The organism is Acinetobacter sp. NIPH 542, from assembly GCF_000369825.1.
GTDB classification, from domain to species: domain Bacteria; phylum Pseudomonadota; class Gammaproteobacteria; order Pseudomonadales; family Moraxellaceae; genus Acinetobacter; species Acinetobacter oleivorans.
Map to the genome: position 1 here is coordinate 429369 of NZ_KB850204.1, position 18737 is coordinate 448105.

The 18737-nt window shown below is 39.3% G+C and carries 18 protein-coding genes; 13 read left to right on the forward strand and 5 right to left on the reverse strand.

Annotation, left to right across the window (positions count from 1 at the left end):
• The first annotated feature begins 27 nt into the window (after positions 1-27).
• The 8 genes from secY to F886_RS03140 all read left to right on the forward strand — a co-directional run bounded on the left by secY (position 28) and on the right by F886_RS03140 (position 6084).
• Positions 28-1347, forward strand: coding sequence for a preprotein translocase subunit SecY (gene secY / locus F886_RS03105; protein WP_171056864.1), 1320 nt, complete (start codon positions 28-30; stop codon positions 1345-1347).
• A gap of 20 nt (positions 1348-1367) precedes the next feature.
• Positions 1368-1484 (forward strand): 50S ribosomal protein L36, encoded by a 117-nt coding sequence (gene rpmJ / locus F886_RS03110; protein WP_000867907.1) that lies wholly within the window; start codon positions 1368-1370, stop codon positions 1482-1484.
• A gap of 105 nt (positions 1485-1589) precedes the next feature.
• Positions 1590-1946, forward strand: coding sequence for a 30S ribosomal protein S13 (rpsM, locus tag F886_RS03115; protein ID WP_004789609.1), 357 nt, complete (start codon positions 1590-1592; stop codon positions 1944-1946).
• Between the two features lie 19 nt (positions 1947-1965).
• Positions 1966-2352: a 30S ribosomal protein S11 gene (rpsK, locus tag F886_RS03120; RefSeq protein ID WP_001040166.1), complete on the forward strand. Its 387-nt coding sequence runs from the start codon at positions 1966-1968 to the stop codon at positions 2350-2352.
• Positions 2353-2364: 12 nt separating this feature from the next.
• Complete coding sequence (rpsD, locus tag F886_RS03125; protein ID WP_005301294.1) at positions 2365-2991, forward strand: 30S ribosomal protein S4; 627 nt, start codon at positions 2365-2367, stop codon at positions 2989-2991.
• Positions 2992-3008: 17 nt separating this feature from the next.
• Positions 3009-4016: a DNA-directed RNA polymerase subunit alpha gene (locus F886_RS03130; RefSeq protein ID WP_003653641.1), complete on the forward strand. Its 1008-nt coding sequence runs from the start codon at positions 3009-3011 to the stop codon at positions 4014-4016.
• Positions 4017-4034: 18 nt separating this feature from the next.
• A complete protein-coding gene (rplQ, locus tag F886_RS03135; RefSeq protein WP_005301297.1) occupies positions 4035-4412 on the forward strand; it encodes a 50S ribosomal protein L17 in 378 nt (125 codons plus the stop codon).
• Positions 4413-4593: 181 nt separating this feature from the next.
• The gene (locus F886_RS03140) at positions 4594-6084 is read left to right on the forward strand and encodes a flavin-containing monooxygenase (RefSeq protein WP_005301300.1); all 1491 of its coding nucleotides are present in this window, start codon (positions 4594-4596) and stop codon (positions 6082-6084) included.
• Between the two features lie 58 nt (positions 6085-6142).
• Here the strand turns inward: F886_RS03140 and F886_RS03145 are convergent, their stop codons facing one another.
• The gene (locus F886_RS03145) at positions 6143-7315 is read right to left on the reverse strand and encodes an acyl-CoA dehydrogenase family protein (protein WP_005301303.1); all 1173 of its coding nucleotides are present in this window, start codon (positions 7313-7315) and stop codon (positions 6143-6145) included.
• A gap of 189 nt (positions 7316-7504) precedes the next feature.
• Between F886_RS03145 and F886_RS03150 the strand changes: the two genes are divergently transcribed.
• The 5 genes from F886_RS03150 (at position 7505) to F886_RS03170 (ending at position 13048) form a co-directional block, all read left to right on the forward strand.
• On the forward strand, positions 7505-7762 hold the full coding sequence (locus F886_RS03150; protein ID WP_005301304.1) for an FAD assembly factor SdhE: 258 nt from the start codon (positions 7505-7507) through the stop codon (positions 7760-7762).
• 6 nt (positions 7763-7768) lie between these two features.
• Entirely contained in the window at positions 7769-8158 is a 390-nt protein-coding gene (locus F886_RS03155) for a hypothetical protein (RefSeq protein WP_034590724.1), read from the forward strand.
• Positions 8159-8927: 769 nt separating this feature from the next.
• Positions 8928-10016: a hypothetical protein gene (locus tag F886_RS03160; RefSeq protein WP_005301308.1), complete on the forward strand. Its 1089-nt coding sequence runs from the start codon at positions 8928-8930 to the stop codon at positions 10014-10016.
• A gap of 83 nt (positions 10017-10099) precedes the next feature.
• The gene (rrtA, locus tag F886_RS03165; RefSeq protein WP_005301314.1) at positions 10100-10675 is read left to right on the forward strand and encodes a rhombosortase; all 576 of its coding nucleotides are present in this window, start codon (positions 10100-10102) and stop codon (positions 10673-10675) included.
• 177 nt (positions 10676-10852) lie between these two features.
• Positions 10853-13048 (forward strand): TRAP transporter large permease subunit, encoded by a 2196-nt coding sequence (locus tag F886_RS03170; RefSeq protein ID WP_005301316.1) that lies wholly within the window; start codon positions 10853-10855, stop codon positions 13046-13048.
• Positions 13049-13210: 162 nt separating this feature from the next.
• Here F886_RS03170 and F886_RS03175 read toward each other — a convergent pair whose 3' ends face one another.
• The 4 genes from F886_RS03175 to rnr all read right to left on the reverse strand — a co-directional run bounded on the left by F886_RS03175 (position 13211) and on the right by rnr (position 18500).
• Positions 13211-13636, reverse strand: a complete 426-nt coding sequence (locus tag F886_RS03175; protein ID WP_005301318.1) for a hypothetical protein — start codon at positions 13634-13636, stop codon at positions 13211-13213.
• A gap of 11 nt (positions 13637-13647) precedes the next feature.
• A complete protein-coding gene (locus F886_RS03180) occupies positions 13648-13857 on the reverse strand; it encodes a YheV family putative zinc ribbon protein (RefSeq protein WP_004639498.1) in 210 nt (69 codons plus the stop codon).
• A 40-nt stretch (positions 13858-13897) separates the two neighbouring features.
• A complete protein-coding gene (locus F886_RS03185; protein WP_034590728.1) occupies positions 13898-15952 on the reverse strand; it encodes a M3 family metallopeptidase in 2055 nt (684 codons plus the stop codon).
• Between the two features lie 133 nt (positions 15953-16085).
• Entirely contained in the window at positions 16086-18500 is a 2415-nt protein-coding gene (gene rnr / locus F886_RS03190; protein ID WP_005301322.1) for a ribonuclease R, read from the reverse strand.
• Positions 18501-18737 lie beyond the last annotated feature (237 nt).

An 18737-nucleotide genomic window follows, 5' to 3' on the forward strand; every position in this document is an offset into this window, starting at 1 on the left:
CCTAGTTCTTCAGGTCATGTCAACATGATGAAAGGTCAGCCATTTCACGTGAAATATCGTGAAATTATTCGCCGGATGAGTTTTCTAATCGGTGCATTGCTGGTCTTTCGACTAGGAGCGCATATTCCAGTACCAGGCATTAATAATGCTGCGTTAGAAAATTTATTTCATGCGAACCAAGGAACTATTCTTGGGCTATTCAATATGTTTTCTGGCGGTGCTTTAGAGCGAATGTCTATTCTTGCTTTAGGAATTATGCCTTACATTTCTGCATCAATTATTGTGCAGTTAATGTCTACGGTAATTCCTTCACTAGAAGCCTTGAAAAAGGAAGGTGAGCAAGGTAAGCGTAAAATTAATCAATATACGCGTCAGGGTACATTGTTGCTTGCAGTGGTTCAGGCAGTTGGTATGTGCGCAGGTTTGATTGGTCAGGGTATTACTCTGTCAGTTGGTCTTGAGTTTTATATACCAGCAGTTACTTCACTTGTCGCTGGAACTATGTTCTTAATGTGGCTAGGTGAACAAATCACTGAAAGAGGTATTGGTAACGGTATCTCAATGATTATTTTTGCTGGTATTGTTTCTGGTTTGCCTAAATTAATTATGCAATCAGTTTCATCAGTAGATAATGGTCAGACAAGCTTAATTGGTCTTGTGATCTTTGGTCTTTTGTCTGTAGGTGTGCTGGCTGCCATTGTGTTTATTGAAAAAGCACAACGTCGTATTCCAGTCAATTATGCACAAAAGCAACAAGGTCGTCGTATATTTACAGCACAGCAGACACATTTGCCATTAAAAATTAATATGGCTGGTGTGATTCCTGCGATTTTTGCAAGTTCTTTACTATTGTTCCCAGCGAGTCTTGGTCAATGGGTAGGAAGTGCAGATGCAAATGCTGGATTAATTAAGCGTAGTTTACAAGATTTAGCTTTAGTATTGTCGCCTGGACAGCCTTTGTATTTGGTGCTCTTTGGTGCGTTAATTATCTTTTTCTGTTACTTTTATACGGCTTTAGTATTTAGCCCTAAGGAAGTATCAGAAAATCTAAAACGCAGCGGAGCTTATGTGCCTGGTATTCGCCCAGGTGAGCAAACTGCTCGTTACTTAGATCATATTCTTAATCGTTTGACGTTTATTGGTGCGATTTATATTACGGTCATTTGTTTAATGCCAATGATTCTACAAAGTTCTTTTGGAATCCCATTCTCTTTGGGTGGTACATCATTACTAATCGTAGTTGTCGTTGTTATGGACTTTATGGCTCAGCTACAAGCGCACTTAACATCTCATCAATATGATAATCAAACATTAATGAGAAAAACGACTGCTCATCCTAAGGGATAAGCGCACTTAGAGGTTTCATCATGAAAGTACAAGCTTCTGTAAAGAAAATTTGTGGTAGCTGTAAAGTTATCCGTCGTAATGGGGTTATTCGCGTAATTTGTAGCGCAGAACCTCGTCATAAGCAGCGTCAAGGTTAATCTAATCAAGACCTGTTGATTTCAGTAGGCGAATTGGGTTAATATCCGCCCCTCAAGATTTTGTGGGGCGGTTGATTATCTCTACTGCCTTTTTGGAGAAAGTGAATGGCTCGTATTGCCGGTGTAAACATTCCGGATAACAAGCATGCTGTTATCTCCCTCACTTACATCTTTGGTGTCGGTCGCCATACTGCTAAGAATATCTTAGCTACAGTTGGTATTACTGAAACTACTAAGATCCGTGAGTTGGACGATGCTCAGCTTGATGCGATTCGTGCAGAAGTTGCTAAGGTTCCTACCGAAGGTGACTTACGTCGCGAAATTTCCATGAACATTAAACGTTTAATGGATTTGGGTTGCTATCGCGGCCTTCGCCATCGTCGCAGCTTGCCTGTCCGTGGTCAACGCACCAAAACTAACGCACGTACCCGTAAAGGTCCGCGCAAACCGATTAAAAAGTAAGATTTCTGGAAGCTAAAAGATGGCTAAAGATACTCGCACACGCAAGAAGGTCACTCGTACCGTCTCTGAAGGTGTTGCACACATTCACGCGTCTTTTAATAACACCATTGTTACGATTACTGATCGTCAAGGTAATGCATTGGCTTGGGCCACCTCTGGTGGACAAGGCTTCCGTGGTTCACGTAAATCAACTCCGTTTGCTGCTCAGGTAGCTGCTGAAGTTGCTGGTAAAGCAGCTTTAGATTACGGTTTGAAAAATCTGGATGTCCTTGTAAAAGGTCCTGGTCCAGGTCGTGAGTCTGCGGTTCGTGCATTAGGCGCAGTGGGTTATAAAATTAACAGCATTACCGATGTGACGCCAATTCCTCACAACGGTTGCCGTCCACCTAAAAAACGTCGCGTGTAAGGAGAAACATTCATGGCTCGTTATATTGGTCCAAAATGCAAACTCTCTCGCCGCGAAGGGACAGACCTGCAACTTAAATCTGGCGTTAAACCTTTTGACGTCAAAACTAAAAAAGCTAACAAAGCACCTGGTCAACATGGTCAGGCACGCGGTGGTAAGCAATCTGAGTATTCACTACAATTACGTGAAAAACAAAAAGTCCGTCGTATTTACGGTGTGTTAGAACGTCAATTTAGTAACTACTATAAAGAAGCAGCTCGTGTTAAAGGCGCAACAGGTGAGAACTTGTTGAAATTGCTTGAAAGCCGTCTTGATAACGTTGTTTATCGCATGGGTTTTGGTTCTACACGTGCAGAAGCTCGTCAGTTAGTAAGTCACCGTAGCATTACTTTGAATGGTCGTCGTGTAAACATCGCATCTATTCAAGTTAAAGCTGGTGATGTAATTGCGGTTCACGAAGGTGCTAAACAACAATTGCGTATTAAAAACGCGATTGAGTTAGCTGCACAACGTGGTATTCCAGCTTGGATCGATGTTGATCATTCTAAGCTTGAAGGTACGTTTAAAGCTGCACCAGATCGTGCTGATTTACCTGCTGAAATCAATGAAAGCTTGATTGTAGAATTGTATTCTAAATAATCCTTGAGGTAGCAATAATGACGCGTACTGCAAACGAGTTTCTAACTCCGCAAGCGATCAAGGTCGAAGCGGTTAGCGGGACCTCGGCAAAAGTGATTCTAGAACCTTTAGAGCGTGGTTTTGGCCATACTCTAGGTAATGCTTTACGTCGCATTCTATTGTCTTCTTTACCTGGCGCTGCTGTGGTTGAAGTAGAGATAGAAGGTGTCGAGCACGAGTACAGTACTTTAGAAGGCTTGCAGCAGGACATCGTCGAGCTCTTGCTGAACCTAAAAGGATTGTCTATTAAGCTGTTCGATCAAAATGAAGCATATTTAACATTAGAGAAACAAGGTCCTGGCGAAATTACTGCTGCTGACCTTCGTTTACCTCATAATGTTGAAGTGGTTAACCCAGAACATTTGATCGGTACTTTGAGTGCTTCAGGCTCATTAAAAATGCGCTTGAAGGTTGCTCAAGGTCGTGGTTATGAAACATCTGATTCTCGTTTCCCTGAAGGTGAAACACGTCCTGTTGGTCGTTTGCAATTAGATGCTTCTTATAGCCCGATTAAGCGTGTTTCTTACACCGTTGAAAATGCGCGTGTAGAACAACGTACCGATTTAGATAAACTGGTAATCGACCTCGAGACAAATGGAACGGTTGATCCTGAAGAAGCAATCCGCAAAGCGGCAACAATCTTGCAACAACAAATTGCAATTTTTGTTGATCTTCAGAAAGACCAAACTCCAGTTGCTCAAGAGCCTCGTGAAGAAGTTGACCCAATCTTGCTTCGCCCAGTAGATGATCTAGAGCTTACTGTTCGTTCTGCTAACTGTTTGAAAGCAGAAAATATTTACTACATTGGTGATCTTGTTCAACGTACTGAAGTTGAGTTGTTAAAAACTCCTAACCTTGGTAAAAAATCGTTAACAGAGATCAAAGATGTTTTGGCATCGAAAGGCTTACAACTCGGTATGCGTCTTGAAAACTGGCCACCAGCTAGTCTTCGTATGGACGACCGTTTTGCCTATCGTAGCCGTTAATTAAGTAGGACTATCACCATGCGTCATCGTAATAGTGGTGTGAAATTAGGCCGTACAAGCAGCCATCGTAAAGCGATGTTCCAAAACTTGGCTAATTCTTTATTTGAACACGAGTTGATCAAAACAACTGTTCCTAAAGCTAAAGAATTACGTCGTGTTGCTGAGCCTTTAATCACTCTAGCAAAAAACGATACTGTAGCAAATCGTCGTTTAGCATTTGCTCGTACTCGTAATGCTGCAACTGTAGGTAAATTATTTACCGTACTCGGCCCTCGTTACAAAGAACGTAACGGCGGTTATCTACGTGTTCTTAAAGCGGGCTTCCGTGCTGGTGATGCAGCACCGATGGCTTACGTTGAGCTAGTAGATCGTGAAGTGAATACTTCAGTTGAATAATTGATTTTATTCAAAAAAGACCGGTTTTATACCGGTCTTTTTTATTTTTGATAAGTAGTAAAATTATAAAAATGTCCTCAAGTGACATAAAAAAACGGATAAACGGTCAAACTTGACATTGTGTATTGTCAAAATTGTGCTTTAATAAACTTATATTCTCAACAATGGGTATAAAAATAAAATGGAAAAGCAAGTTGATATTTTAATCATTGGTGCAGGTATCTCAGGAATTGGAGTTGCTGCCCATTTATCAAAAAATTCTCCACAACGCCAATTTGAAATTTTAGAGCGTCGTGAATCTTTTGGTGGAACATGGGATCTTTTCCGTTATCCAGGTATTCGCTCAGACTCAGATATGTCCACATTTGGTTTTAATTTTAAGCCGTGGTGTAAAGCGAATGTATTAGCTGATGGTGCTTCTATTAAAGGATATCTAGGCGAAGTTATTGATGAATATAAATTAAAAGAAAAAATTCACTTTGGTCATCGTGTACTTTCTGCTAATTATGATTCTGAATCAAAGAAATGGCAGGTTGTAATTGAAGATAGCAAGAAAAAACAACAGACTTGGATTGCTAATTTTGTTGTAGGGTGTACTGGTTACTATAACTATGATCAAGGATATGCGCCTTCTTTCCCAAATCAAGAAGCATTTAAAGGGCAACTTATTCACCCGCAGCATTGGCCTGAAAATTTAGATTACACAGGTAAGAAGGTCGTTATTATTGGTAGTGGCGCAACAGCGATTACTTTAGTACCAGCAATGGCGAAAGGTGGGGCTGGTCATGTAACGATGTTGCAGCGTTCACCAACGTATATTGCTAGTGTACCGTCTATCGACTTTATTTATGAAAAAACGCGTAAATTTATGTCTGAAGAAGCGGCGTATAAATTTACCCGTGCACGTAATATTGGTATGCAGCGCGCTATTTATGCATTGTCTCAGAAGCATCCAAAAACTGTACGTCGTTTACTCTTAAAAGCAATTGAAGTGCAGTTAAAGGGTAAAGTTGATATGAAGCATTTTACACCTTCATACAATCCTTGGGATCAACGTCTATGTGTTGTACCAGATGGTGACTTATTTAAGATTTTGCGTGAAGGTAAAGCGAGTGTAGAAACAGATCAAGTTGAGAAATTTACTGAAAAAGGTATTTTACTTAAATCTGGTAAACATCTTGATGCGGATATTGTGATTTCTGCAACTGGTTTGCAAGTTCAAATTATGGGTGGGGTTCAGGCTACTATTGATGGTAAAGCTCTTAATTCATCTGAGCATATGCTTTATAACGGTGTGATGTTGAGTGATGTACCAAATATGGCCATGATTATTGGCTATGTAAATGCATCATGGACGCTTAAGGTTGATATCGCTGCGGAATATATTTGTCGCTTGTTAAACTATATGGACAAAAATAGTTATGATGAAGTAGTTCCTTCTGGTGATAAGACTGAAATGGAAGAAGATACTGTAATGGGTAAATTATCTTCAGGTTATATCAGTCGTGCGGCACATGAACTTCCAAAACAAGGTAAGCATGCTCCATGGCAAGTCACTAATAACTATTTAGAAGATAGAAAGTCGCTAAAAAATTCAAAATTTGAAGATAGTGTTCTACATTTTCATAAGCGTTCGGAAACGAATGAGCGTAAGCCAAAACTAGTATCTTAATAGATACTAGATAAATAAAAGGGGCGTAATGCCCCTTTTATATTTCATATTGAATTTATTAAAGTGTTCTAGAGATTAATTCTTTCATAATTTCATTGGTACCTGCATAAATTCGATTTGCTCGATGATCTATGTAGGCACGAGCAATTGGATATTCAAGCATGTAACCATAACCACCATGTAATTGAAGACATTCATCTACAACTTTTGAGAACATATCTGAAATTTTATATTTAGCAGCTGCAGCAGCTTCCACACTCAATTTTTCTTCAAGTTGTAATTCCATACAACGATCTAGATAGGTACGGCAAAAATCTATTTCTGTTCTCAGTTCAGCAAGTTTAAAACGCGTATTTTGAAATGCACTAACAGGTTTGCCAAATGCTTTACGGTCTTTTGTATATTGGACAGTATGTGCAAATGCGGCTTCAGCACCTGCCTGACAAATAATAGCGACTAGCATTCGTTCCCAAGCCAATTCTTTCATGAGCATGATAAAGCCCATGCCTTCCATACCTAAGAGATTTTCTTTAGGAACACGAACGTTATCAAAAAATAATTCGCACGTATCTTGGCCTTTCATTCCAATTTTATTAAGAGGCTTACCTTTGCTAAAACCAGCTCTGTCTGCTTCAACAATAATAAGTGATAAGTTTGCTGAACCTTTGTCATTATTACCCGTTTTACAAACGACTATGACCATGTCACATAAGTAGCCATTAGTAATGAAAATTTTAGAACCATTAATGACGTAATCATCACCATCAAGTACAGCTGTGGTTCTCACTGCTTGTAAATCAGAACCAGTACCAGGCTCAGTCATGGCAATAGCCGTGACCACTTCTCCGGTTGCCATTTTTGGTAACCACTTTTGTTTTTGTTCTTCATTACCAAAGTTATTTACGTAATTGGCAACAATATCTGAATGTAAAGAAAAGCCCGTACTAGAATCCATAGCATAAGCTTGCTCTTCAATTAAGATCATACTGTACAAGCGGTCTACTCCAGACCCACCATATTGCTCTGGCATTGTGGTGCAAAGAAGACCCAATTCTCCAGCCTTATTCCAAAGATCTCGATCAACATGTTGCTGTTTTTCATATTTTTCAATATTGGGAACAACTTCCTTTTCATAGAATTTACGTACTGTCTCGCGGAAAGCTTCATGCTCTTCGTTAAATAGTTTTCTAGGTAACATATTTGGAATAGGACGGATGGCACCAGATTGCATTTGTATTTCTTCCTTGGTTCAGGTGTGATGTTATTTCCTTAAACATACGGAAGCATTTCATGGCGAACAATGTGATGAATGCTCAATTATGAGGACAAGATGATAAATTTGGTCAATTTGATATTTTTAGCGATCTTTGGAATGTGATCAGGTAAACTAGGCGCACTATCAACGCAGATGGGGAAATAAATGTCTGACGAAATGACCTTGGAAGAACGTAAAGTAATTTATCGAGCACGCCGCGGCTTAAAAGAAATTGACGTCTATTTTGACCCTTATGTAAAAAATTATTATCTAACTGCGGATCCGGCAGAGAAGGCCTTATTTGCAGAATTAGTAGAACAAGAAGATCCAGATTTGCTAGATTGGTTCATGGAAGTTTCTGAACCTCCACGCACAGAGTTACGTGAATTTATTTATAAATTAAAACAGTACGTACATGGCTAAACTGTTTTGATAAAAGAATTGAATTTTGAGCTGAAATATAGTCGTTTCTCGATAATATTTCAGCTTTTTATTGGCTTGAGTTTAGCAATCCTACTTTATCAATTGTTATCACCTATGTGGTGGCTATTTAGTCTGATTCTTTTATCTATTGGTTTCCTATTATTTTTAAAACAATCACGAATTTCTCAAATTGCATATTTAGATCAAAAATCTTGGTCAGTTGCCTATCTTTCTAAAAAAGTGATTCACCGTGTAGAAATTAATAAAATAATTGATTATCAGCTATTTATGGTTGTTTATTTTGGGGGAGCACCTGTGAAAGTAGCCATAATCTGGTTTGATCAACTTCCTTTACAGTATTGGAAAAAGTTAAAAGTTCTACAGAAACTTCATTAATTGTTAGACAATTCTACATTTGTATATTTATATAAAAATTATAAAAAACAATAATTTAATGTTTATTTTTTTGCTTGTGCTCAGGATTGTCTAATTAAAATATAGAAAAAAGTTAAGGAAATACGATTGTCTGACAATTTCACCTATGGGTACCTATTTGATCGGTTAAAGTACAAACACCAACGTAAAGTGTGTCGGAGGTCTCAAAATGGAGATGCCAACATGGTCGTTCTTGGTCATTGCCATCATTCTGGCAGTGGTGATAGGAAGAGCAGGAACTTTACTCAGGGAACATCTTAACAGAGTTAATTTTAACAAAGTTAAGAGACAGAGGATGCAAGGTCGTCGATCAGTCAATTATTAAATTGGTTAGTCGATTAATTTCATCAAGTGTCCAGTTTATAACTGGGTGCGATTGTAGTAAGGAGGTCTCTCATGGAGATTTCAATGTGGATGTTTCTGTTAATTGCAGTAGTTATGGCTGTGGTAGTAGGAAGAGCAGGAACTTTACTTAAGGATTATATAGAACAAAAATAATATAAGCCGTTAAAAGCTTATCTCAGTTAATAAGTAGCATGTGCTGAACCGTCGCAATGCTACTTTTTTTTGCCTAAAATTTCTGTTTCCCTGAAAAACTGTCAATTTTATCTGCTGTGAAGTGTGTCAAAGTATAAGCGCTACAATTAGAGTAATTACTCTTTTATTCAAGATATGCATCTGCTAATGTACATCTGAAAAGGAAAAAACAAATTACATAGAGGACAGGAAGATGTCTAAAGTCCAAAAAATAAGCCAAGGTTTGGCGATGAGTTTTCTTGCAGCTTCAGTTTTATCAGGTTGTTCATACGTCGTGAAAACCGGAGCAAATGTTGCTTTAGGTTTTACGGAAAAGCACGTCGTTCCGCCTATTCTGGCAATGCAAGATGCTGAAATGGTTTGTAATACTGGTAGTGCCTTAACACCAGCAATCATGTCTACTAAAGGTATGGGTGCAGATCCAACGCGTGTTGCGGTATTAATGTATGCGGCTTCAGGTGTATGTGCTGAGAATCAAGCATTAGAACAGGAATTGCGTTATTTGCGTGCATCAAAAGCAGGGCAAGTAACTGAAGCTCAAGATGCACGTATTGCACAAAAGCGTTGGGCAGCAATTGCTGCTGAGCGTCAATATACAGGCTATAAGTTGTTCGCTGATCGTTGGGAATCTAAATATAAATACCATTTAGGTGATTCTTGTCCAACGATGCGTAGTGACACTGATCAAACAGTTTATTTACTTGGAATGATTAGTGGTCTTCAGGCTGTGACCAATGATATTAACTCTGGCGGCGCAGTCAATGTTCCAAAAGATATCGCCGCTATAGTAGAGCGCGGCATGGTCTGTCTCGATAATGAAAAATTCTGGGGAGCCCCTAACGCAACGCGTGCTGTTATCTGGACTTTATTACCTGGCGCAGATGAAGGGAAACCTGATCCATACCAGACATTAAAGCAATCAGTGCAAATTGGTGAGCAAAAAGGTGTTCGCTTATCTCATGCGTTATATGCGGTAGCTGCTCAAGCAAGTGGTGATGATGCAAAAATCCGTGATGCATTAAGATCCTATGCTGCTTCTCAAGCTGATGATAAGCCTGTTAATCCAAACTTTAAGTTAATCGATAGTATGGCAGGTCTGATTGTACGCGGTATTTCTGACCGTTACTGGACTGAGCATACAGGTGTGCGTACTGGAGATGATGGTATGTCACATTTCTGGGATGATAAGAACGAAGGTGCAGCAGAGCTAGATGAGTTATTTGATGGCGGAGCCGCATCTGAAGCTCCTGCGGATTCATCTGCGCAACCAGCAGCACAGTAAACATATTTGAAAGACTAACTTCTTGCGAGTCTATTGTTAAGTTCTACAATAATTGTAAGAAGTTTAATTTCAAGGAGTGTGCCATGAAAGATCATGTACTGAATAATAAAGTGCTTTTGGTCGCAGTGTGCATTTCCATATCTGCATGTCTACAAGTATTTCCTGATACTTTTATTTATTGGCGGGAAAGTTTACTTGGTGAATTCTGGCGTTTATGGACTGCACATTGGGTACACGTAGGGTGGATTCATTTCCTTTTAAACATGATGGCATTCGCCTGTTTACCGTTTATCTTTCCGCACACCAAAGCGTGGCATATTTTAAGTCTACTTTTACTGCTGCCACCGTTCATTAGCTTGGTCTTCTATTTTTATTTACCTTATATCGAGGCATATGCTGGTTTGTCAGGTGTTTTACATGGGCTATATACAGCAGTTGCTTTAGTTTATTTGCAATATCGTAAAGAACGGAATTTTGCTTTTCTGGTCTTAGGATTAATTATTGCAAAACTGATATGGGAAAATACTTTTGGACAAACAGGAACTGCCCAGTTAATAGGGAGCCCAGTCTTAACTGAAGCTCATTTATATGGAGCAATTGGTGGAGCAATCTTTGGGGGCTGCTATTGGCTTGCTCAAAGATTAAAAAAGAAATATTGACAATACAAACTGTTAAAAAAGTGATTTTAGTCATTCTTTATTAACAAAGTTTGATGCAAATTTGATCGTTGAATAAAGGGATTGGTAGAAGGGGGAAGGAATTAACCCCTGACCAAGAAAATTGCATGACTCAAGCTCCTGTTTTCAGGTTTTTGAGAGAACAAAATTGGAATATTTATGCAAGAACATCAGGAAAAAAGATCTGGATTAGGTCTGTTGGGTTATATCTGGAACGAATGGATCTCAACATTCGTCATCCTCATTCTACTATTAATGACACTAATCATTGGTACCGGGGAGATGATCCACGGGCAATTATTACGTATCGGGGAACGTCTTTATGGTGATCCTGCGATAGGCATGCAATATTCATTTTTGCGTGCTGAACCTGAAAAGCCGACTTGTGATCGACATCCAAATATCGATGCTCAAGTAAAAGAACAAATGAAAGCGAATGCATCTGATGATTTTTCGAGTTTCTTTGGTGCCGCATCGGAAAGTGATGTCCGTGCATCGCTTCTCGCAGCGCAGCAACAATGTGACGAAAAATATCAAGCATATGATAAGACAATTAAATATATCGAAGCTAACCCTGGTGTGCGTACTTACCGTGCCATCGAGACAGGTTTCTTTGGTATTTTTAAATTTGGTACAGAAAACCGCGCAATTTTACTGATCTTTATGGTTCTAATTTCTGCGATTACGGCATCGTTAAAATTTCACCATATTGGCTTACGTAATCCAGCAACAAAAATCGATTACAAAGTCTATTCAATCTTTATGGTGATTGGTAATGCATTACTCAGTTTCTCTGTAATTAGTCAGTATCGTTCAGTCATTAACTCTGGTGTAACACCTACCTATGAAACAGTAACCATTTATTGGATTTGGATGATTCTATTTGTTGTTCTGACTTTAATTAGTCTTTATCAACTATTTTTTTCACCACCAGCAAAACGTGAAGGCGGTAATATTGGCTTAGCCTTATTAAGTGTACCTTTATATGCTTACATGGCTTTGATTACGGGCATAGTATTCACATTCTTTATGGATTATCCAATGGGGCAAGGGATTTACCTTGGCTTGTTGGTTGAGTTCTCAGGTATTTTCTTAAACCTTGCCTTGTTTATTTGGGCAGGTATGCTTTTAACTCAAACACGTGTTATGGACTTGTTCCTTAATGTGCTTCGTCCATGGAATTTGGCACCAGAAACCTTAACATGGTTAATTCTAATTGCAGCTGCGGTACCGACGGCTTATACAGGCGCGTCAGGTATTTTCGTTATTGCAGCAGGTGCAATTATTTATAAAGAAGTCTGGAATGCGGGTGCTCGCCGTCAATATGCATTGGCTGTATCTGCAATGTCAGGTTCTTTAGGTGTGGTGGTACGTCCATGTCTACTGGTTGTTTTAATTGCAATGTTGGACAGTCGTCATGTAACGTCCGATGAGTTGTTTGGCCATGGTGTTTATGTATTTTGGTTAACAGCATTTATTTTCTTGGGTGTTTCATTACTCTTGGCTGAAGAGAAGTTCCGTGTAAATTCGCCAAAAGTTGCGATTCCGGGCATGATGCGTGCCTTTGTACCTGTAATTCCATACATTCTGATCACTGCTGTTGTTCTTGCTATTTATAAATATGCGCTAGACACAGGAATGAATGAATTTACTGCCCCAGTAATTTTGCCATTAGTTCTGATCGCAATGATTTTGTATGACAAATTGGTCGCTACAAAAGAAACTCCTGCGATTAATATTCATGAGGCGATTGTTCGTGAACACGAACAGAAATCACCATTCCTTCGTGCACATGATCCGCATAGTTCTCAATTCCGTCTTGGTTTTGGTGGAGCACTTCGTTTTGCAACTTCAGAAACTGTAGGCCATATTGGCGCACTAATTATTCTGATGGCATTGTCTGCAAGTGTTGGTGGTTTAATTGAACGTTCTGAAGTGGTTGAATTATTGCCGACTCATTTAGGCAGTATCTATATATCACTGGCATGTATTGCACTGTTACTTGCTATTATTGGTATGTGTACAGATCCATTTGGTGCTGTAATTTTAGTTGCTGCAACCATTGCACCTGTAGCATACGAAAATGGTATTCATCCAATTCACTTCTGGATGATTGTGTTGGTTGCATTCGAATTTGGTTATGTAACTCCACCAGTTGCCTTGAACCATCTACTCACGCGGTTGTCCGTCGGAGATGATGAAGTGAACGCTGCTGATGCTGAAGCGAAAGAGAAATATACAAGCTTCTACTTCCGCTATGAGCGCTGGTTGCTACCAATTATTGTCTTGTTCTCATCACTGGTATTGGTAACTTATGTGCCATATGTATTTAAGTTATTCGGTTGGTATCATTAACTTAAATTAAAGTATTGGTTATACAAAAAGCCTTCCTAAATGGAGGGCTTTTTTATTAAGAAGATTCAATAAATTTAGGAAAAAAGAATGGCTAGAGTTATGAATTAAAATAAAAAAAGCTAAAGTTATCTATCTTTAGCTTTTTTATTTCCCATTGAAAAACTATTGCTGTTTGAGCTGAGCTTCAAGCAATTTAACTTGTTCTTCTTTGAGTTTAGTTAATTGATCAGCATCAGCATGCTGAGCTTTTAAAGTTGCTTCCTGATCTTTTAGCTGGCGATGGATGTCATCGAGTTTAGACACTTCTTCTTTTGCTAAAGACTCTTGAGCTGGTACAGGCTGTTTGAGTACATCTTCATTCACAAGCTGTTGTGAACTTGCAGCTTCTGCTACAGGTTCTGAACTTGATGATGGATCCGTGGTTTTAACAGGAGCGGGTGTCGAAACAGGTTGAGGATCAACCATTGGTGCGGATGACTCGGTTTTTTTGAAAAACCATTGTGCAGCTAAAAAAAGCACTACAAGAATGCTTAAGCCCCCAATTAAAATCCACAATAGTTTTGAGTTTTGTTTTCTTTGTAGTGGCATCTCTAAGACCTTTAGTCAGGACGACGAGGCTTGAACTGTATTACTCCAACTTCATCAGGTACAGCGGGTGCTTCAGGCTCATCAATATGAGTCGGACGATTTTCACTATAACCGCATTCGATACATTCAATCCATTCGTCTTCAGCGGTGGTTAGCATGACAATCCGATCTGTTGCTTCACATTTTGGACATTTAGCCCCAGCAATGAAACGTTTTTTCATCTTTATCACCCTAACCACACGATCAATTTAGGCCCATAGTTTAAGCGGTTTTACTGTCATTCGTCCAACCTTGATGACGTAACAGTGCATCAATTTTAGGTTCACGTCCACGGAAACTCACAAATGCTTCAAGTGCAGTATCTTTACCACCCACTGCTAAAATTGCTTGACGGAATTCTTTGCCAGTTTGAGTGTTGAAAATACCTTCGTGTTCAAAGCGGTCAAATGCATCACTTGCTAAAACTTCTGCCCATTTGTAAGAGTAATAACCCGCCGCATATCCACCAGCAAAAATATGACTGAAGCTATGTTGGAAGCGGTTGTAATCTACAGCAGGAACAACTGCATACTGCTTACGAATGTCATCTAAGGTCTGCTGAATTTGCTCACTATTCAAAGCAGGTGTTTTAGTGTGAATAGTCAAATCAAACAATGCAAATTCAAGCTGACGCAAAGTTTGCATACCAGACTGGAAGAATCGCGCATTTAATAAAGCATCGAGTAATTCTTGTGGCAAAGTTTTTTTACTATCGATGTGTTCACTTAATACATCTAGGCTTTCTTTATCCCATGACCAGAATTCCATGAACTGGCTTGGTAGCTCTACTGCATCCCAAGCAACACCATGAGTTCCTGCAACTGAAATATTATCTACTTCGGTTAGCATATGATGTAAACCATGTCCAAACTCATGGAATAACGTGATCACTTCATCATGGGTGAGTAAAGCAGGCTGATCACCTACTGGAGGCGTGAAGTTACACACCATGTAGCAAATTGGTTTTTGTAAACCATGAACAGTTTGCATGCGTGAACGGAAACCATTCATCCACGCACCGCCACGTTTACCCGTACGTGCATAGATGTCAAAGAAGAATCCACCAATCACTTGACCTTGGTCTTCTAATTCAAAATAACGTGCATCTGGATGCCAGACTGGTGCTTGTCTTTCGATGATGCTAATACCATATAAGCGCTGCACGATCTGGAATAAACCTTGAATGACTTTAGGTGCAGGGAAGTACGGTTTTAATGCTTCTTGCGATAAGTTGAATTGTTGCTGTTTGAGTTTTTCAGAATAGTAAGTACTATCCCAAGGTTTAAGTTCGTCAACACCATCTTGCTTGGCAATCTCTTGAAGTTCAGCAACTTCTTGAAGAGCAGGGGCACGAGCATGCTCAGCGAGATCAACTAAAAAGTCATGTACCGTTTTTACATCTGGTGCCATTTTGCTTGCAAGAGAATATTCAGCGTAGTTTTTGAAACCAAGCAGCTTCGCCATTTCCTGACGAAGACTTAAAATTTCTTCCATAATTTTGCTGTTATCAAACTCAGTTTGTTCAGACTGATCAGATGCACGAGTGACATAAGCTCTGTAAAGCTCTTCACGCAAAGCGCGGTCATCTGCATACGTCATGATTGCAAAATAAGCTGGGAAATCTAGAGTTGCTACAGCTTGATCGAGTTCACGTTGTTTACCGTATTGTTTTAATAACTCAACATTACTTTCAGGAAGACCTTTTAGCTCAGTTTCTGTAAGCAGTTTAAAGTATGCTTGTGTTGCATCAAGCACATGGTTAGAAAAATCAGAAGAAAGCTGTGAAAGGCGAGCAGAAATATCTGCATAGCGTTTTTTCTCTTCACCCTCTAAAGCCACACCAGAAAGTTTAAAATCACGTAAAGCAAGTCGAATAGCACTTTGTTGGGCTGGACTAAGAGAGGTATAACCCTGACCATCATGGATATGCTGATAAGTTTGATAGAGCGCCGTGTGTTGACCAAGTTGAGTGTAATATTCACTCAAGGCCGGTAATAACGATTGATAGACTTCTCTGGTTTCAGCATTGTTCATTACCGCATTTAAATGTGATAAAACACCCCATGATTCACTAAGGTTATTTTCAAGTGTATCGACTTGTTCAAGTACGGCAAGTTGTTGAGCGGTATCGGTAGGTACAGCGGTAAGTGTATTTAAAAATTCTTGGCCTGCTTGAATCGCTTGTTGGATGTCTTGTTTTAAATTTTCTAATTTAATTTCATCAAAACGCGGGGTTGGTAAGGTCGCTTGCTGTAAAGTCATTGCTGTTAGCCACATTATTTTTTAACATGTTATTAGATGTAGGTCCTCTCAAGCCAGAAATCAAGTTTAATGTGCAAAATAAGCTTTCTAAAAAGAAATAAGTCCCAAATCGGGACTTATTTCTAGACTGGCAACATCTAATGTTTAATTATTCAGCCTTTGATTTTGCATTGGCCTTTTTCTTTTTAGGCTTAGACTTTTTCTTTACTTTTTCTGGTTTACTTTCGGCTTTTGCAGAAGGTTTTTTACCAGACTTTTTAGTATAAGAACTCGCCTTGGCTTTTTCTTTCTTTTTGTGAACAGGTCTTTCGCCATCGCTACTTGTTGGTTTACTGAAAACTTCTTCAGTTGCCTGTGAAGATGTTTTAGTTGTGCGTGGAGCTCGGCTACGAACGACTCTTCCTGCATGCGTGACTTGTTGAAGAAGCTGGAAGTCAATTTTACGTTCTTCAAGATTTACGCCAGCAACCTGAATTTTAACTTCATCGCCTAAACCAAAGACTTGACCACGATTTTGACCTACCAGATTTTGGCTCGCTTGGTCATAAATAAAGAAGTCATCGCCGAGTTGGCTAATATGAATCATGCCATCGACATATAGATCTTTAAGTGTAATGAATAAACCAAATTCGGTTACTGCACTTACGATACCAATAAACTCGTCACCCAAATGCTGTTGCATGTAGTGACACTTTAACCAAGTTGTTACGCTACGAGAAGCTTCATCTGCACGGCGTTCAGTTTGAGAAAAATGTTCACCGGCATCATCAAGCGCTGCACCAGAGAGTGGATAAGGCTTTTGTTTCAAGTGTGCTTTAATAGCACGGTGCAACAATAAATCTGGGTAACGACGAATTGGCGAAGTGAAATGGGTATAAGCTTCATAAGCCAAACCATAGTGTCCCGCATTTTTTGCGCCATAATAAGCTTGCATCATTGAGCGTAATAAAACGGCATGAATACTTGGTGCATCAATACGGTCTTTGGTCGCTTCAATAACTTTTTGATAGTCTGCTTGAGTTGGTTGATCAGGGAAGGGTAGACCAAGCAATTTCACAAAGTCTTTTACTTTCTGAATACGTGAAAACTCTGGAGCTTCATGCACACGATATAACATTGGAACATCATGTTCTAATGCATATTCAGCTGCAGCAACGTTAGCAAGCAACATACATTCTTCAATGAGCTTATGTGCTTCATTGCGTGTACGTGGCAAAATTTCTTTAATCCCGCCCAGCTCATCAAAAGTCATGTACGTTTCAATGGTTTCAAATTCCATTGCATGGCGGTCAGCACGCAAGTTTTTCAAAATTTGATAAAGCTGGAAAAGTGTATTTAAAGATTTATGAATATCACGATCTTTTGGAATCGCATCTGTTGCGCCTTCAAAGTATTGCGCTACCTGGGTATAGGTTAAACGTGCTTTTGAATGCATAACCGACGGATAAAAATCGTAACCAGTTACACGGCCTGAACGAGAGAGCTTAAGGTCACAGACCATACATAAGCGGTCTACATGAGGGTTCAGAGAACACAAGCCGTTTGACAAAGCCTCTGGTAGCATTGGTAATACGAAGTGTGGGAAATATACCGAAGTGCCTCGTTCTTCTGCTTCTTCGTTGAGCGCTGAGTCTAAGCGTACATAATGGCTGACATCGGCAATTGCGACGACAACGCGGTAACCACCACCCGGACGTTTTTCTGCATAAACTGCATCGTCAAAATCTCGAGCATCTTCACCATCAATTGTAACTAATGCTAAATCTCTTAAATCAATACGACCTTCACGGTCTTGAGCAGATGGTTCTTTAAAACTTTCTGCTTCTTTTAATACCTGATCTGGAAATTCATATGGCAAACCAAATTCAAGAATGGTTTGTGGAATGATAATTTCTGTATCAGCTTTGTCTGCCATAGACTGAATAATATGTGCTGTTGAAAACTCTTCACGGGTCGGATAGCTATCAATTGCAACACGTAGCATATCGCCAACATTCGCCCCAGCATGTTTTACGAGCTCTTTTTCTAAAGGAATAGGCTGATGCTGATTGGGATTGTTGGGTTGAATAAAATATTCACCCTCATGAACTGACAATTTACCAATTAATTGTTTAACACGATGCTGTAAAACTTCTGTGATAAAACCCCAAGGTTTACCTTTACGGTCTACTGAAGTCTGGCGCACTCTAACTCGGTCACCATTAAATACTAAACGTAATTCACGTTCAGGAAGTAAAAGATCAGTTTGACCATCAATATGTGCTGTACCTAAACCTTTACTATTAATATAAACAGTTGCTTCATATGTTGGTTGATCTGCCACCAACTGAAATTTAAAACCGTCTTTCATGATTTGACCATCACGAACCATAGCACTTAAACGATGACTTAATGCTTCGATACTTTTTTGGTCATGAATATTAAAATGATCGACAAGCTCTGCATGAGATTGTGGTGTTTGCAACTGTTCCAACGTATCTAAAATCAGAGTACGGCTTGGAATAGGATTGTCATAACGTTCAGCTTCAGCTTTCGCTTCAGGGTCAGCCCAGTTTTTTGTCATGTCGTTTTGTTTCACGCTTGGCAGATAAGTTTAGCATAAGCCATGCAGACCCGAACTGCACGTTCAGGTTTGCAATAATGTGTTATGCACTACAGTATTTTGATGAAGAAATAATATCTATCTTAACAAGCGTTTGATCGAAAAAGACGAAAATAATGAGGAAATTGCTTAAAAAATAATTCATTGAACTAAAAAACAAGAAAATTTCAGTATGATGACTTGAACAATGTGGTTTTA